Source organism: Phaeobacter sp. SYSU ZJ3003 (genome assembly GCF_041300735.1).
In the GTDB taxonomy this organism is placed as follows: Bacteria; Pseudomonadota; Alphaproteobacteria; order Rhodobacterales; family Rhodobacteraceae; genus Phycobacter; species Phycobacter gallaeciensis_A.
Map to the genome: position 1 here is coordinate 114,645 of NZ_PXNU01000029.1, position 12,958 is coordinate 127,602.

Here is a 12,958-nt window from a genome sequence, read left to right on the forward strand (position 1 = left end):
GTGGTAAACGGTTGGCCCCGGAATGGGGCGTTTAAATTTCAAGTATGAAACTTTAAGCTTGAAGTGTTTGTCGTCTCGCTTATCCTGATCACAACATAACAATCTCATGCGGAGGGTAGGATCATGAAAGTTGCCTGTTTGGGAGGTGGTCCCGCGGGGCTCTACTTCGCGATTTCAATGAAGCTGCGTCAGCCGGACGCTGATGTCACGGTGTTTGAGCGAAACAAGGCGGACGACACCTTTGGCTGGGGTGTTGTCCTTTCCGATGATGCGCTTGAAAACCTTACGGAAAATGACCCTGAAAGCGCCGCGGAAATCCGTCGGAACTTTGCCTATTGGGATGACATCGCGGTGGTGCACAACGGTGTGCGTACGGTGTCCGGTGGTCACGGGTTTGCTGGGATCGGGCGCAAGAAGATGCTTCTGATCCTGCAGGAGCGCGCGCGGGAGCTCGGGGTGAACCTGCAGTTTGAAACCGAGGTCGGACCGGCAGCGGACTATCAGGATGACTATGACATCGTGGTCGCCTGTGACGGGCTTAATTCCAGCGTCCGCAATGAGTTCGCGGAACATTTTAAACCCAATATCGACGTGCGCCCGTGCAAGTTTATCTGGCTGGGCACCCATCAGAAGTTCGATGACGCCTTCACATTCGTGTTCGAAAACACCAAACACGGCTGGGTCTGGATCCACGCCTACCAATTCGATGCGGATACGGCGACCGTGATCGTGGAGTGTTCTGCGGAGACCTGGGACAACTGGGGCTTTGAGGACATGAGCAAGGAAGAGATTATTCGCACCTGCGAAGAGATCTTTGCCGACCATCTGGGTGGCCACAATCTGATGTCCAACGCCGACCACCTGCGCGGATCGGCTGTCTGGATCAACTTCCCGCGGGTGCTCTGCGAAAAATGGCACCATCAAAACGTTGTGCTGCTGGGCGATGCCTCGGCCACGGCGCATTTCTCGATCGGGTCCGGATCGCGGCTGGCCTTTGACAGCGCCATCGCCCTGGCCGAGCTGCTGACGGTAGAACCGTCTATGGAACGCGCCTTTGAACGCTATCAGGACGAGCGGCGCCTTGATGTGTTGCGCCTGCAGTCAGCTGCGCGTAACTCATTGGAATGGTTTGAGGAAGTCGAACGTTATCTGGATATGGATCCGGTTCAGTTCAATTATTCTCTGCTGACCCGCTCGCAGCGGATCTCCCACGAAAACCTGCGTCTGCGTGATCCCGACTGGCTGAAATCCGCGGAAAAATGGTTCCAGGAGCGGGCGGGTGTTCCGGCGGAGGCGCCAGTGCGCGCGCCGATGTTTGCCCCCTATAAACTGCGCGACATGACGTTGGAGAACCGCATCGTTGTCTCCCCCATGGCGCAGTACAAGGCGGTGGATGGCTGTCCCACGGATTGGCACCTGATCCACTATGGTGAGCGCGCCAAGGGCGGCGCCGGGATGGTCTATACGGAAATGACCTGCGTCAGCGCCGAAGGGCGGATCACCCCTGGCTGTCCCGGTCTTTACGCGCCAGAACATGAAGCCGCCTGGACCCGTCTGACCGATTTCGTACATAGCGAAACCCGGGCCAAGATTTGCTGCCAGATCGGCCATTCGGGCCGCAAGGGTTCGACTCAGGTTGGCTGGGAAGTGATGGACGCGCCTTTGAAAGAGGACAACTGGGATCTGGTCTCGGCCTCACCCTTGCCCTGGTCCCCGAATAACGCCACCCCGCGCGAAATCACCCGCGCAGAAATGGAGGCCGTGAAGGCTGAATTCGTCGCTTCGGCCGAGATGGCAGAGCGCGCCGGATTTGACATGATCGAACTTCATGCGGCGCATGGTTATCTGATCTCCTCCTTCATTTCGCCAAAATCCAATATTCGTGAGGATGAGTTCGGCGGCTCGCTGGAAAACCGCCTGCGCTACCCGCTGGAGGTCTTCAAGGCGATGCGTGACGTCTGGCCTGCCCATAAACCGATGTCCGTCCGGATCTCGGCCAACGACTGGATCGGCGACGAAGGTGTGACACCGGAAGAGGCGGTCGAGATCGCCAAGGCATTCTCTGAAGCAGGCGCCGATATTATCGACGTCTCTGCCGGTCAGACCTCGGTCGACGCCAAACCGGTCTATGGGCGCATGTTCCAGACGCCGTTTTCGGACCGTATCCGGAATGAGGCAGGCATCGCGACCATGGCTGTCGGTAATATCTACGAGGCCGATCATGCCAATTCGATCCTGATGGCAGGCCGCGCCGATCTGATCTGTGTGGGGCGCCCACATCTGGCGGATCCCTACTGGACGCTGCACGAAGCCACCCGGATCGGGGATCGACAGGCCGCCTGGCCGTTGCCCTACGAGGCGGGCCGGGATCAGGCCTGGCGTCTGGCGGACCGCGACGCAGAGGTGATCCGGGCATGAGCGTTGCGGGCAAACACGTCGTCATCTCTGGCGGTGGCTCTGGCGTTGGCGCCGAACTGGCGGCGCAGTTCGCGGGCCAGGGCGCCCGGGTGACCATCCTGGGGCGCCGTATGGAGCCTCTGGAAGAGGTCAGCGCGGCGACCAAGGCCCTGCCGCTGACCTGCGATGTCACCGACCGCGCTGCCGTTGAGGCAGCGCTCACAGAGGCGGCGGCCAAGAACGGACCTGTCGCCATTGCCCTAGCCAATGCCGGGGCGGCGCCCTCCAAACCCTTTGACCGGATGAGCGCCGAGGATTTCGGCGCGGCTTTGTCGGTCAACCTGGCGGGGGTTTTCAACCTCTGGCAGGCGGCTCTGCCGGGCATGAAAGAGGCAGGCTGGGGCCGTATGATTGCTATCGCCTCGACCGCTGGGCTGAAGGGATATCCCTATGTTTCAGGATATTGCGCGGCAAAGCACGGGGTGATCGGGCTGACGCGGGCGCTCTCGTTGGAACTGGCACGCACCGGCATCACGGTAAATTCGATTTGTCCGGGTTTCATTGAAACGCCGCTCCTGCAAAGATCGGTGGATAATATCGTCGCCAAGACCGGGATGACCCCGGAGAAGGCGGAAAAATCACTGCGGGCCAGCAACCCGCAGGGTCGCTTCATCCAGCCTGCCGAGGTTGCCGAAGCGGCGTTGTGGCTGGCAAGCGAGGGAGCGGGATCGGTGAACGGTTCTGCCCTGCCCATATCAGGAGGCGAGATCTGAACGTGGCGGAAACCTCAAAAGACAGATTGCGGCTGTGGCTGCGGGTTTTGAAGGCGACCCGCGCGGTGGAAAGCGAGATCCGCGAAAACCTGCGCCGCGATTTTTCGACCACGCTGCCGCGTTTCGATGTGATGGCAGCGCTGGTCCAGCACGAAGACGGGCTCAAGATGAGCCAGCTTTCGGGCGTGTTGAAAGTGTCGAACGGCAATGTGACCGGCATCATCGAACGTCTGGTCGAGGATGGCCACGTACAGCGCGAACCGGTGCCGGGCGACCGCCGCGCCAGCCTGGTGCGGATGACCGCGCAGGGCCGCGCCGAATTCGCACGGCAGGCCGAAGCGCATGAAGCCTGGATCGACAAGATGTTCGCCGATGTGCCCCCCGAGGCGGCGCAGACCATGGCCGAGGCGCTGGATGCTGTCGCCCGCCGTTTGGAAAACAAGGATGAAAGCCGATGATCAATACGGATACCAAACATTTTCTCTGCCATGTCGAAGATGGCATTGCGACCGTGTCGCTGGACCGGCCCGAGCGCAAGAACCCGCTGACCTTTGACAGCTATGCCGAGATGCGCGACTGGTTCCGCGAGCTGCACTATGACGATGACATCAAGGCGGTGATCTTTGCCTCCAATGGTGGCAACTTCAGCTCGGGCGGGGATGTGCATGATATCATTGGCCCCCTGACCAAGATGAGCATGAAGGAACTGCTGGCGTTTACGCGGATGACCGGCGATTTGGTCAAGACGATGGTGAATTGCGGCAAGCCGGTAATTGCGGCGATTGACGGCATCTGCGTGGGCGCAGGGGCGATCATCGCGATGGCGTCGGATCTGCGTATCGCCACGCCCGAGGCCAAGACGGCCTTCCTGTTCACCCGCGTCGGTCTGGCGGGCTGCGATATGGGCGCCTGCGCCATCCTGCCCCGGATCATCGGTCAGGGCCGCGCGGCTGAGCTGCTTTATACCGGCCGCTCGATGAGCGCCGAGGAAGGCGCCGCCTGGGGTTTCCATAACAAGCTGGTCCCGGCCGAAGAGCTGACCGCAGAGGCGCGCCAATGGGCGACGCGGATCGCGGCGGGGCCGAATTTTGGTCACATGATGACCAAGACAATGCTGGCGCAGGAATGGTCGATGTCCATCGAACAGGCGATCGAGGCCGAGGCCCAGGCGCAGGCAATCTGCATGCAGACAGCAGACTTTGAACGCGCCTACCATGCCTTTGTAAACAAGGAAAAACCGGTCTTCGAAGGAGACTGAGTTCTATCGCCCGCCCGGTCTATGCCGCGGCGGGCTTCGCATTGACGGAGAAGAGCTGCACAAGACAGCCAAAGGGGAGTTTCATCATGGCGGACCGGACATTTCTGAACTGGCCATTCTTCGAGGACCGGCACAGAACGCTGGCAGCGGATCTGGATGCTTGGGCGGCCGAGACCGTCAGCGGTATCGACCATTCGGACACCGATGCCGCCTGCCGGGCGCTTGTGATCGCGCTTGGAGAGGGCGGCTGGGCGCAGCATTCCGGCGCGCCAGCCGGTGAAACCCTGGATGTGCGCAGCCTGTGCCTGATCCGGGAAACTCTGGCCCGTCACGATGGGCTCGCCGACTTTGCCTTTGCCATGCAAGGTCTTGGAACTGGGGCGATTTCCCTGTTCGGCAACGAAGCGCAACAGGCAGAATGGCTGCCGCTGACCCGCTCCGGGCAGGCGATTTCGGCATTTGCGCTCACGGAACCGCAATCTGGTTCGGATGTGGCAAATTCCACAATGACAGCGACGCTGGATGGCGATGAATATGTGCTGAATGGAGAAAAGACCTGGATCTCAAACGGCGGGATTGCAGACGTTTATACTCTGTTTGCCCGCACCGGAGAGGGACCGGGCGCCAAGGGGTTGTCTGCCTTCATCGTGCCTGCCGGGCTGCCGGGGTTCGAGGTGGTCGAACGCCAGCAGGTGATTGCGCCGCACCCGCTTGCCACCCTGCGCTTCACCGATTGCCGGATCCCGGCAAGCGCGATGATCGGTGGACCGGGGCAGGGGTTCCGGATCGCCATGTCGGTTCTGGACGTTTTCCGCTCTACCGTTGCGGCCGCGGCCCTTGGCTTTGCCCGCCGGGCACTGGACGAGGCGCTAAGCCGCGTCACCAGCCGTCAGGTCCAAGGCGCGCCGCTGTTCGATCTGCAGATGGTGCAGGGGCATATCGCCGATATGGCGCTGGATGTGGATGCGGCGGCTCTGCTGGTCTACCGCGCCGCGTGGACTAAGGATTCCGGTGCAGCCCGCGTGACCCGCGAAGCGGCGATGGCGAAGCTCTTCTCCACCGATCAGGCGCAGCAGGTCATCGACAAGGCGGTGCAGTTGCACGGCGGGGACGGTGTGCGCCATGGTCAGAAGGTCGAGGAACTTTACCGCGATATCCGCGCCTTGCGCATCTATGAGGGCGCATCGGACGTCCAGCGGGTGGTGATCGCGCGCCAGACACTTGGCGCCTTTGAAGGAGGCAAATGAGATGCTGGGACCGACCGCACATAGCGACACCTTCACCCGCGATAACCTGCCACCTGCGGACCAATGGCCGGACTTCCTGCTAGAGGGCTTCGACTACCCGGAACGGCTGAACGCCGCGGTCGAGCTGACCGATGCCATGGTGGAAAAGGGCTTTGGCGATCACACCGCTCTGATCGGTAACGGACGGCGCCGCACCTACAAGGAACTGTCTGACTGGACCAACCGTCTGGCCAATGTGCTGACCGAGGATCTGGGCGTTAAACCGGGCAATCGGGTGCTGATCCGCTCAGCCAACAACCCGGCCATGGTGGCCTGCTGGCTGGCCGCGACCAAGGCGGGCGCGGTGGTGGTCAACACCATGCCGATGCTGCGCGCCGGAGAGCTGGCCGCCATCGTCGACAAGGCCGAGATCAGCCACGCGCTTTGCGATACGCGGCTGATGGATGAGCTGGTCTCCTGCGCCAAGACCTCGGACTTCCTGACCTCGGTGGTCGGCTTTGACGGCACCTCCAACCACGATGCGGAACTTGACCGTCTGGCGCTGGAAAAACCGGTGACCTTTGATGCGGTTGAAACCGGGCGCGATGATGTAGCGCTGCTGGGCTTTACCTCGGGCACCACGGGATCCCCCAAGGCGACCATGCATTTCCACCGCGATCTTCTGATCATCGCGGATGGCTATGCGCGCGAAGTGCTTGATGTGCAGCCCGAGGATATCTTTGTCGGCTCACCGCCGCTGGCCTTTACCTTTGGCCTTGGCGGGCTGGCAATCTTCCCGCTGCGCTTTGGCGCTGCCGCGACGCTGCTGGAAAATGCATCACCGCCAAACCTGATTGAAATCATTGAAAAATACAAGGCGACCGTCTGCTTTACCGCGCCCACCGCCTATCGGGTGATGCTGCAGGCGATGGACGAGGGAGCCGATCTGTCGTCCCTGCGGGCAGCTGTTTCGGCCGGGGAAACCCTGCCGGCGCCGGTCTATGACGAGTGGATGGCGAAGACCGGAAAACCGATGCTGGACGGCATCGGTGCCACGGAAATGCTGCATATCTTCATCACCAACCGGTTCACCGACCACAAGCCCGCCTGCACCGGCAAACCCGTCTCAGGCTATCAGGTGCGGGTGCTGGACGCCGATGGGAATGAGGCGCCGCGCGGAGAGATTGGCCGCCTGGCGGTCAAGGGGCCAACCGGCTGCCGTTACATGGCGGACGAGCGCCAGAAAACCTATGTCCAGGACGGCTGGAACGTCACTGGCGACAGCTTTGTCATGGATGAAGAGGGCTACCTGCATTTCGCCGCCCGCAATGACGATATGATCATCTCCTCCGGCTACAATATTGCCGGCCCCGAGGTGGAAGCCGCGCTTCTGGCGCATGAAGCCGTTTCTGAATGCGCTGTCGTCGGCGCCCCGGACGAGGCACGCGGTCAGATCGTCGAGGCGCATGTGGTGCTGACCGCCGGACATATGCCCTCGGATGCGCTGGTCAAGCTGTTGCAGGACCACGTGAAGGCGAGCATTGCGCCCTACAAGTACCCGCGTTCAGTAGTCTTCACCAAAGCGCTGCCCAAGACGGAAACCGGAAAAATCCAGAGGTTCCGCCTGAAAGGTTGAACCTTCGCTGGCGCTTGTTCCGAAGATGGGACAAGCGCTATCCATGAATGGCGCGGAATGCAGGTTTGGCCTTGTGCTTGGAAATGAATCACGCTACTTCCAGCGCCACACCACAAAGACCTTGGCGACAGGGTAGAAGGCGAGTTGGCGGAGTGGTGACGCAGCGGATTGCAAATCCGTGTACACCGGTTCGATTCCGGTACTCGCCTCCAATAAAAACAATGACTTGCGTCATTCCACCTCTCCTTCACTGCCATTTTTGAAACAACCGTTGAAACTTTCACGTTTCGGCCTTGCTTCGTTCCATTTGATTTCTTGCCTCTTGAGCACGCTTCGCGAGCTCTCTTTGCCGGATAGGTCCACCGTATTTTTTCAGCATCTCAACGCCTGAGTGGCCAGTGACGGCCTTGACCATCTCGTCATCACATCCAGCCAGATAAAGCTCGATCGTCGCGTTTTTCCTGAGCCCGTGGGTTTTGTAGTAGCTCGCCTTCTCGTGCTTCATCTTCTTTTTGATGGCACGCATTTCCTCGGCAACGATCCGGTAGCTCACCGGTCGACCCTTGGCGTCGGTCACAACAGTACCGTCTGTTCGCGCAAACCCGTCCAAATGGGCCTTCAGGCGATCGGTGAGCGGAATCCACAGCGGCTTGTCGGTTTTGCCTTGGGTGAAATCGAATCCTTCGTCTGAGAAGTGTGCCCACTTCATCTTCACGACATCGCCAATGCGCTGACCTGTGCCAACGCAAAGCTCGTAGACCAGTCGTGCCCGCATTGAAGCCAGCGCTTCGAACTCTTCCCGCACATCGTCTGGCCAAGGCTCCCACCCGTCGCTCTGCTGTTTGAAAAGTGGAATGCCTTTCGCCGGATTTCCGTGCTCTTTCTTTATAAAGCCAATCAATCGCGCGTGGTTCATCAACACGACCATGACCTGAACGAGATAGTTGGCTTGCCGCCAATGATCCGCATTTGCCCGGTGCAATTCATAAATGTGATGGGTTTCGATCCTGGCCGGGTCTTTCTCGGCCCAGATCTCACGAATGTGGCTGATGTACCGCCGATAGTCGGATCTCGTCCGAGGCTTCAGCTTCTTGTAGGCGTCGCTCTCGTAGTAGCTGAGAATCAATGCCTCAAAATTGCGCTTCACCGGCGCAGCCGCTGGCTTTCCCTTCAGCAGGCGATTGTAGTGATCCCAAAATTCCGGCGTACCCGCTTCCTCGTGCATCATAACAGAGATGCCGCGCGAACGCCGGATGAACCGGAGATACCCCCTGTCATTATAGACGTATTTTGGCAGACTCTTACGGGTCATTCGCCCATTCTCAAGTCACTGCTCAGGAAATCATCGGCTGCCTCAGGCGCGACCATGTTCGCATCGACGATGACACTACCATCGGGCTTGATCTCGAATTTTGCGCGTTGCCAACCTGCCTCCCGAGCCTCGCGGATAAAGGCCGAGGCCGCTTGTTTCGCCTTAGTCTGCACACTTGCTTTGGTCATCTTATCGACACCTCCCTTACATCGTTAACAACGCGCATTATCACCTTGATCTACAGTGATATTTCCAATTGCACTGGGGGCGGAACGTCTATCCTTCGCCGCGCGAATGGCGCGGATCACTTCGGAGTTTTGAGAGTTGCCATTTCGATCAGACTCCGCCTTGATCCACTCCTTGAGCTCTTGCGGAAGCCGAAGCTGCATTGGTTTACGACTGTTCATGAAACGCCTCCAGGTTGAAATCGCAACTCATTAGTGGCACTTAGCCACTATTGCGTCAATCAAAATTTATGGCACAGTGCCACCATGCCAGAACAGAGCTCTCAAAATCAGGATAAGTTCATCGTGCGCCTGCCCGACGGCCTGCGCGATCGAATACGCCTCGCGGCGGAAGCCAACCACCGCAGTATGAATGCTGAGGTCGTGGCCCTACTTGAAGAAAACTATCCGGCACCCGTGCCCGAAAAGCTGGAAGATCCCGCCGCGCGGCTGCTCTTTTGGCTTGCCAAACGCATCCGTCGAAGAAACCCGAAGCCTGGGACACCTAGGGACAAGCAAGCCGCCCTGTATGAGCGCATTGCGGGCGATATCGCGGAACGCATGAAAGACATCGGTGAATAGCCCTAGTAGGCCACCCACTCATATCCGTGGTTGCCTTCGTGATCCTCCCATTCAACGCCGACGCCCCGTCGCCAATTCGATGACGAACAGTGTCGCGACGGCAGAACCCATTGCGGGGCGGCCGCTGGTGTTGTGCGTTGCCAGCCAAATTCGCCCTGCGTGCCGTAGGTTCCGAGGCGCATGTTATAACTCTCAGAACAATCATCGTCGCGGCCACGTTCGCGATGGCTGTAGTACCGAACATCCCAGACTCGGATCGAGCGTACGAAATCGAACTCGAGGCCGCTGATGTCGATATTGGCACCGCCTTCGACCATCTGAGCCAGAATGACTTGGCCGAGCATCTGGCTTGTCTGGTGGCTGGCCTCCCAGATCTTCAGGACCGAGCTTTGCAAAGGCGTGCGCTCAGAAACATTCATCGGGCAACGCCAGATTTGCAACGGCGGTTCAATCGGCCAAGGCGTGATCCGGCGGATAAACACAGCACGGGCATGAGCACATTCTGCTGACGCGGGCCACCCACCAGCCAGGCAAAGCAGTATGGCGCAGTCGATCTGATAAGCTCGAGCAGGAGTGGGAGCAAAACCCAACACGAGGGCAATGGCAAGACCACCTGTCCAGTTGAGGAAAACTTTAAACAGCATGACATCTCCCATCTATGATCGGGTATTCCAGGGTATCTATCGAAGCGCTCTAATCATTTCAGGCATTTATTCGTTCATTCAACGTCCTAAACTTCAAAGGTCATCTTTAGTGGAGTATCCTCCGTCAGCCGTTTCTCACTTGGCGACCTGAGAACGCCAATGGTCCCAATTGGGGCACGCTGAACGTTCCCCTTTTCAGAACGAGCTCTCTTCGCCATCTATTCCATTGAGCGAAAAACATGGTTCTAGGCGAGAGCCCTAGGCGGCAGCACCCCTCAAATTTCCAGACAAGGAAATCCACCTTTTCTCGTTGAGTTATTAGCAGCGACCAGCTTTGGCGAAATTGTTTCTGAAACTGCTTGCGAAGCCTCTATGCGCCTAGTGAAAGCAAGGCATCTCGCAGAGTTCAGAACTGATCTGTAATCAACGCCGTAACCTCCCATTAAATTCAACGCTACAAAGCAACGTTTTCCCCGAGAGGGGCAATCGCAATTGAGAATGCCAGGTTGGCACGGTCGCAATGCTAGTCCTTCCCCGGAATAATAGGAAGGAGATCAACATGCGATTTGGATTTGTCGGTTTGGGTCAGATGGGTGCACCGATGGCGGCGAACCTTGCTAGCTCAAACAACGTAATGGTCTTTGATCTCAGCGAGGAGGCAATGGATGCCGCCGCTGAAGCCGGTGCCACTAAGGCCGGAAGTACGTCAGATTTCTCAGGCGTGGATGTGCTGATCACCTGCTTGCCAAGTGGTGGGATCGTGGAAAAGACGCTGTTCAACCCTGAACATGGGATTGCACAGCGTCTTTCAGCCGACACGATTGTCATCGATACCTCGACCATAGAATATGGACTGACGCTCAGCATTGGCGAGCGGCTTTCAGCCCTCGGGCTTCGCTTTCTCGATGCGCCCGTCTCTGGCATGTGGAAGCGGGCCCAGGAGGGCACGTTGACAATGATGATCGGAGGAGACGGCGAGATTGTCGAGGCGCTGAGGCCAGCCCTTGCAACAATGTCGAACCGCATCCTGCACACTGGCGCGGTCGGCTCGGGTCAGCTCACCAAGCTAATCAATCAGCTTCTCTTCGACATCAATGTGGCGGCCCTTGCCGAAATCTTGCCGATGGCAAAGAAGCTGGGCCTTGATCCAGAAAACACCGCCGAGGTGGTGAACTCAGGGACCGGCCGCAGCTATGCGTCGGAATATTTCATTCCCCAGATCCTCGAAGGCAAGTTTGACACCGGCTACCCGCTACAAGCCGCCTACAAGGATCTGGTCAGCGGTGCTGAAATCTCAGCCCGTTATCAGATCCCGGCACCTGTGTTGGCCGCCGCGACAACCACCTATCAGCAGGCTCTTCTTGAGGGCCATGGCGCGAAAGACAAAGGCGCAATGGTGCTGGTTTATGAACGACTGCTTGGCATCGATTGCCGGAAGGAGGGGTGAAAATGGCCGAAGGTAAAGGTATTCAGGGCGGACTGACAAATTACGGCGATAAGGATTTTGCAGCGTATCTGCGACGGTCTTTTGCTCGCTCAATGGGTTTGTCGCGGGAAATGCTCGATAAACCGATTGTCGGGATCGCGATGACCCCTTCGGGCTTCAATAACTGCCACAGAGCGATGCCTGAGCTGGTCGAAGCTGTCTCTCGCGGTGTGTTGGCTGCAGGAGCTTTGCCGCGACCGTTCCCAACGGTGTCTCTTGGCGAGGTCTTTCTGAACCCGACCAGCATGGTCTACCGAAACCTCATGTCAATGGACACTGAGGAGATGGTTCGTGCGCAGCCAATGGACGCAGTGGTTTTGATCGGTGGTTGCGACAAGACAGTTCCAGCTCAGCTGATGGGCGCGGCGTCCGCTGACATTCCGGCCGTGCAACTTGTGACCGGCCCGATGATGACCGGTCGCCACAAGGGTGAACGCCTGGGCGCCTGCACTGACTGCCGCCGTTTTTGGGGCAAGTTCCGTGCCGGTGAGGTAGAAGGTGAAGAGATTGCAGAGATCGAAGGCCGACTGGCGACAACGGCGGGCACCTGCGCCGTTATGGGAACAGCGAGCACTATGGCGTGCATCGCCGAAACACTTGGCATGTCATTGCCCGGTACAGCGGCCATTCCATCTGTTCACGCAGACAGGCTCGTTGCAGCTGAGGAATGCGGCAAGCTGGCTGTTGAGCTGATCCAGAACCCTCGAAAACCAAGCGAGGTCATCACCGAGAAGTCGGTAGAGAACGCTTTCCGCGTGCTGATGGCTGTCAGTGGGTCCACCAATGCCATCGTTCACCTTACAGCTGTCGCGGGTCGTCTCGGCATCCGGATTTCACCCGATCGCCTCAATGAAATCTCGGACGAAACACCGGTTTTGGTTGACCTGAAGCCAGTCGGTGAAGGGTACATGGAAGATTTCTATGCCGCTGGCGGTGTCGGAGCAGTCTTGCGCGAGATCCGCCACCTCCTGCACCTCGATACCGTGGATGTAACAGGTCAAACCCTGGCGGAGCGTCTGGACGATGAGCCTGATTGGGTTGATCGCCGGGTGATCCGGTCGTTTGACGATCCTGTTTCAAATGAGGGCGGGTTGATCAGCCTTTATGGGAACATCGCGCCTCAGGGAGCCATTTTCAAACGCGCTGCGGCGACACCAGGGCTTTTTGAAGTCGAAGGCCGTGCCGTGGTCTTCGACAGTCTCGAAGATCTCGCCAAACGAATTGATGACCCGGACCTCGATATTAAGGCCGACGACATCATGGTGTTGAAAAACGCGGGACCAGTAGCTGCGGGAATGCCGGAAGCCGGGTATCTGCCGATCCCGAAAAAACTGGCACGGAAAGGTATCAAGGGGCTCTGTTGCACAAATCGGCTTAAGGCCGAGGTTCCCCTTTCCCCGGACGGACTTATCCCACAGCT

Annotated in this window: 13 protein-coding genes and 1 tRNA gene; 10 read left to right on the forward strand and 4 right to left on the reverse strand. The window is 58.6% G+C overall.

Features of this window, described 5'->3' with window-relative positions; all coding sequences use genetic code 11:
- Positions 1-123 precede the first annotated feature (123 nt).
- The 7 genes from C6W91_RS11900 (at position 124) to C6W91_RS11930 (ending at position 7,502) form a co-directional block, all read left to right on the forward strand.
- Positions 124-2,418: a bifunctional salicylyl-CoA 5-hydroxylase/oxidoreductase gene (locus C6W91_RS11900; RefSeq protein WP_274838286.1), complete on the forward strand. Its 2,295-nt coding sequence runs from the start codon at positions 124-126 to the stop codon at positions 2,416-2,418.
- Positions 2,415-3,170, forward strand: coding sequence for an SDR family NAD(P)-dependent oxidoreductase (locus tag C6W91_RS11905; RefSeq protein WP_065270827.1), 756 nt, complete (start codon positions 2,415-2,417; stop codon positions 3,168-3,170). Before C6W91_RS11900 ends, C6W91_RS11905 begins: the two co-directional genes overlap by 4 nt.
- 2 nt (positions 3,171-3,172) lie before the next feature.
- On the forward strand, positions 3,173-3,628 hold the full coding sequence (locus tag C6W91_RS11910; RefSeq protein ID WP_274831161.1) for a MarR family winged helix-turn-helix transcriptional regulator: 456 nt from the start codon (positions 3,173-3,175) through the stop codon (positions 3,626-3,628).
- On the forward strand, positions 3,625-4,428 hold the full coding sequence (locus C6W91_RS11915; RefSeq protein WP_274838285.1) for an enoyl-CoA hydratase family protein: 804 nt from the start codon (positions 3,625-3,627) through the stop codon (positions 4,426-4,428). The genes C6W91_RS11910 and C6W91_RS11915 overlap by 4 nt, the downstream gene beginning before the upstream one ends.
- Positions 4,429-4,514: 86 nt before the next feature.
- The gene (locus C6W91_RS11920) at positions 4,515-5,675 is read left to right on the forward strand and encodes an acyl-CoA dehydrogenase family protein (protein ID WP_274835960.1); all 1,161 of its coding nucleotides are present in this window, start codon (positions 4,515-4,517) and stop codon (positions 5,673-5,675) included.
- Between the two features lies 1 nt (position 5,676).
- Positions 5,677-7,290 carry an AMP-binding protein gene (locus C6W91_RS11925; RefSeq protein ID WP_274828314.1) on the forward strand — a complete coding sequence of 538 codons (1,614 nt, stop codon included), beginning with the start codon at positions 5,677-5,679 and terminating at the stop codon, positions 7,288-7,290.
- Between the two features lie 138 nt (positions 7,291-7,428).
- Positions 7,429-7,502 (forward strand) — tRNA-Cys (locus tag C6W91_RS11930).
- Between the two features lie 68 nt (positions 7,503-7,570).
- Here C6W91_RS11930 and xerC read toward each other — a convergent pair.
- Genes xerC through C6W91_RS11945 form a run of 3 tightly spaced genes read right to left on the reverse strand, consistent with a single transcriptional unit; the run spans position 7,571 to position 9,009 of the window.
- A complete protein-coding gene (gene xerC, locus C6W91_RS11935; RefSeq protein ID WP_370570862.1) occupies positions 7,571-8,602 on the reverse strand; it encodes a tyrosine recombinase XerC in 1,032 nt (343 codons plus the stop codon).
- Entirely contained in the window at positions 8,599-8,790 is a 192-nt protein-coding gene (locus C6W91_RS11940) for a hypothetical protein (RefSeq protein WP_370570863.1), read from the reverse strand. Before C6W91_RS11940 ends, xerC begins: the two co-directional genes overlap by 4 nt.
- 24 nt (positions 8,791-8,814) lie before the next feature.
- Positions 8,815-9,009 (reverse strand): Arc family DNA-binding protein, encoded by a 195-nt coding sequence (locus tag C6W91_RS11945; RefSeq protein WP_370570865.1) that lies wholly within the window; start codon positions 9,007-9,009, stop codon positions 8,815-8,817.
- An 84-nt stretch (positions 9,010-9,093) separates the two neighbouring features.
- Between C6W91_RS11945 and C6W91_RS11950 the strand changes: the two genes are divergently transcribed.
- On the forward strand, positions 9,094-9,408 hold the full coding sequence (locus C6W91_RS11950; RefSeq protein WP_054462393.1) for an Arc family DNA-binding protein: 315 nt from the start codon (positions 9,094-9,096) through the stop codon (positions 9,406-9,408).
- Between the two features lie 2 nt (positions 9,409-9,410).
- On the opposite strand, the gene C6W91_RS11955 is transcribed toward C6W91_RS11950, so the two are convergent.
- Positions 9,411-10,052: a hypothetical protein gene (locus C6W91_RS11955; RefSeq protein ID WP_370570867.1), complete on the reverse strand. Its 642-nt coding sequence runs from the start codon at positions 10,050-10,052 to the stop codon at positions 9,411-9,413.
- 559 nt (positions 10,053-10,611) lie between these two features.
- Between C6W91_RS11955 and C6W91_RS11960 the strand changes: the two genes are divergently transcribed.
- A complete protein-coding gene (locus C6W91_RS11960) occupies positions 10,612-11,499 on the forward strand; it encodes an NAD(P)-dependent oxidoreductase (protein ID WP_370570868.1) in 888 nt (295 codons plus the stop codon).
- Positions 11,500-11,501: 2 nt separating this feature from the next.
- Positions 11,502-12,958, forward strand: a 1,457-nt coding sequence (locus C6W91_RS11965; RefSeq protein ID WP_370570869.1) for a dihydroxy-acid dehydratase, incomplete at its 3' end; no start/stop codon positions are given.

Excerpts from the sequence above, each read along its gene's own strand:
- C6W91_RS11945 (WP_370570865.1), bottom strand. The coding sequence starts at position 9,009 with ATGAACAGTCGTAAACCAATGCAGCTTCGGCTTCCGCAAGAGCTCAAG.
- C6W91_RS11920 (WP_274835960.1), top strand. The coding sequence starts at position 4,515 with ATGGCGGACCGGACATTTCTGAACTGGCCATTCTTCGAGGACCGGCAC.
- C6W91_RS11955 (WP_370570867.1), bottom strand. The coding sequence starts at position 10,052 with ATGCTGTTTAAAGTTTTCCTCAACTGGACAGGTGGTCTTGCCATTGCC.
- C6W91_RS11915 (WP_274838285.1), top strand. The coding sequence starts at position 3,625 with ATGATCAATACGGATACCAAACATTTTCTCTGCCATGTCGAAGATGGC.
- C6W91_RS11925 (WP_274828314.1), top strand. The coding sequence starts at position 5,677 with ATGCTGGGACCGACCGCACATAGCGACACCTTCACCCGCGATAACCTG.
- C6W91_RS11940 (WP_370570863.1), bottom strand. The coding sequence starts at position 8,790 with ATGACCAAAGCAAGTGTGCAGACTAAGGCGAAACAAGCGGCCTCGGCC.
- C6W91_RS11900 (WP_274838286.1), top strand. The coding sequence starts at position 124 with ATGAAAGTTGCCTGTTTGGGAGGTGGTCCCGCGGGGCTCTACTTCGCG.
- C6W91_RS11960 (WP_370570868.1), top strand. The coding sequence starts at position 10,612 with ATGCGATTTGGATTTGTCGGTTTGGGTCAGATGGGTGCACCGATGGCG.
- C6W91_RS11905 (WP_065270827.1), top strand. The coding sequence starts at position 2,415 with ATGAGCGTTGCGGGCAAACACGTCGTCATCTCTGGCGGTGGCTCTGGC.
- C6W91_RS11950 (WP_054462393.1), top strand. The coding sequence starts at position 9,094 with ATGCCAGAACAGAGCTCTCAAAATCAGGATAAGTTCATCGTGCGCCTG.
- xerC (WP_370570862.1), bottom strand. The coding sequence starts at position 8,602 with ATGACCCGTAAGAGTCTGCCAAAATACGTCTATAATGACAGGGGGTAT.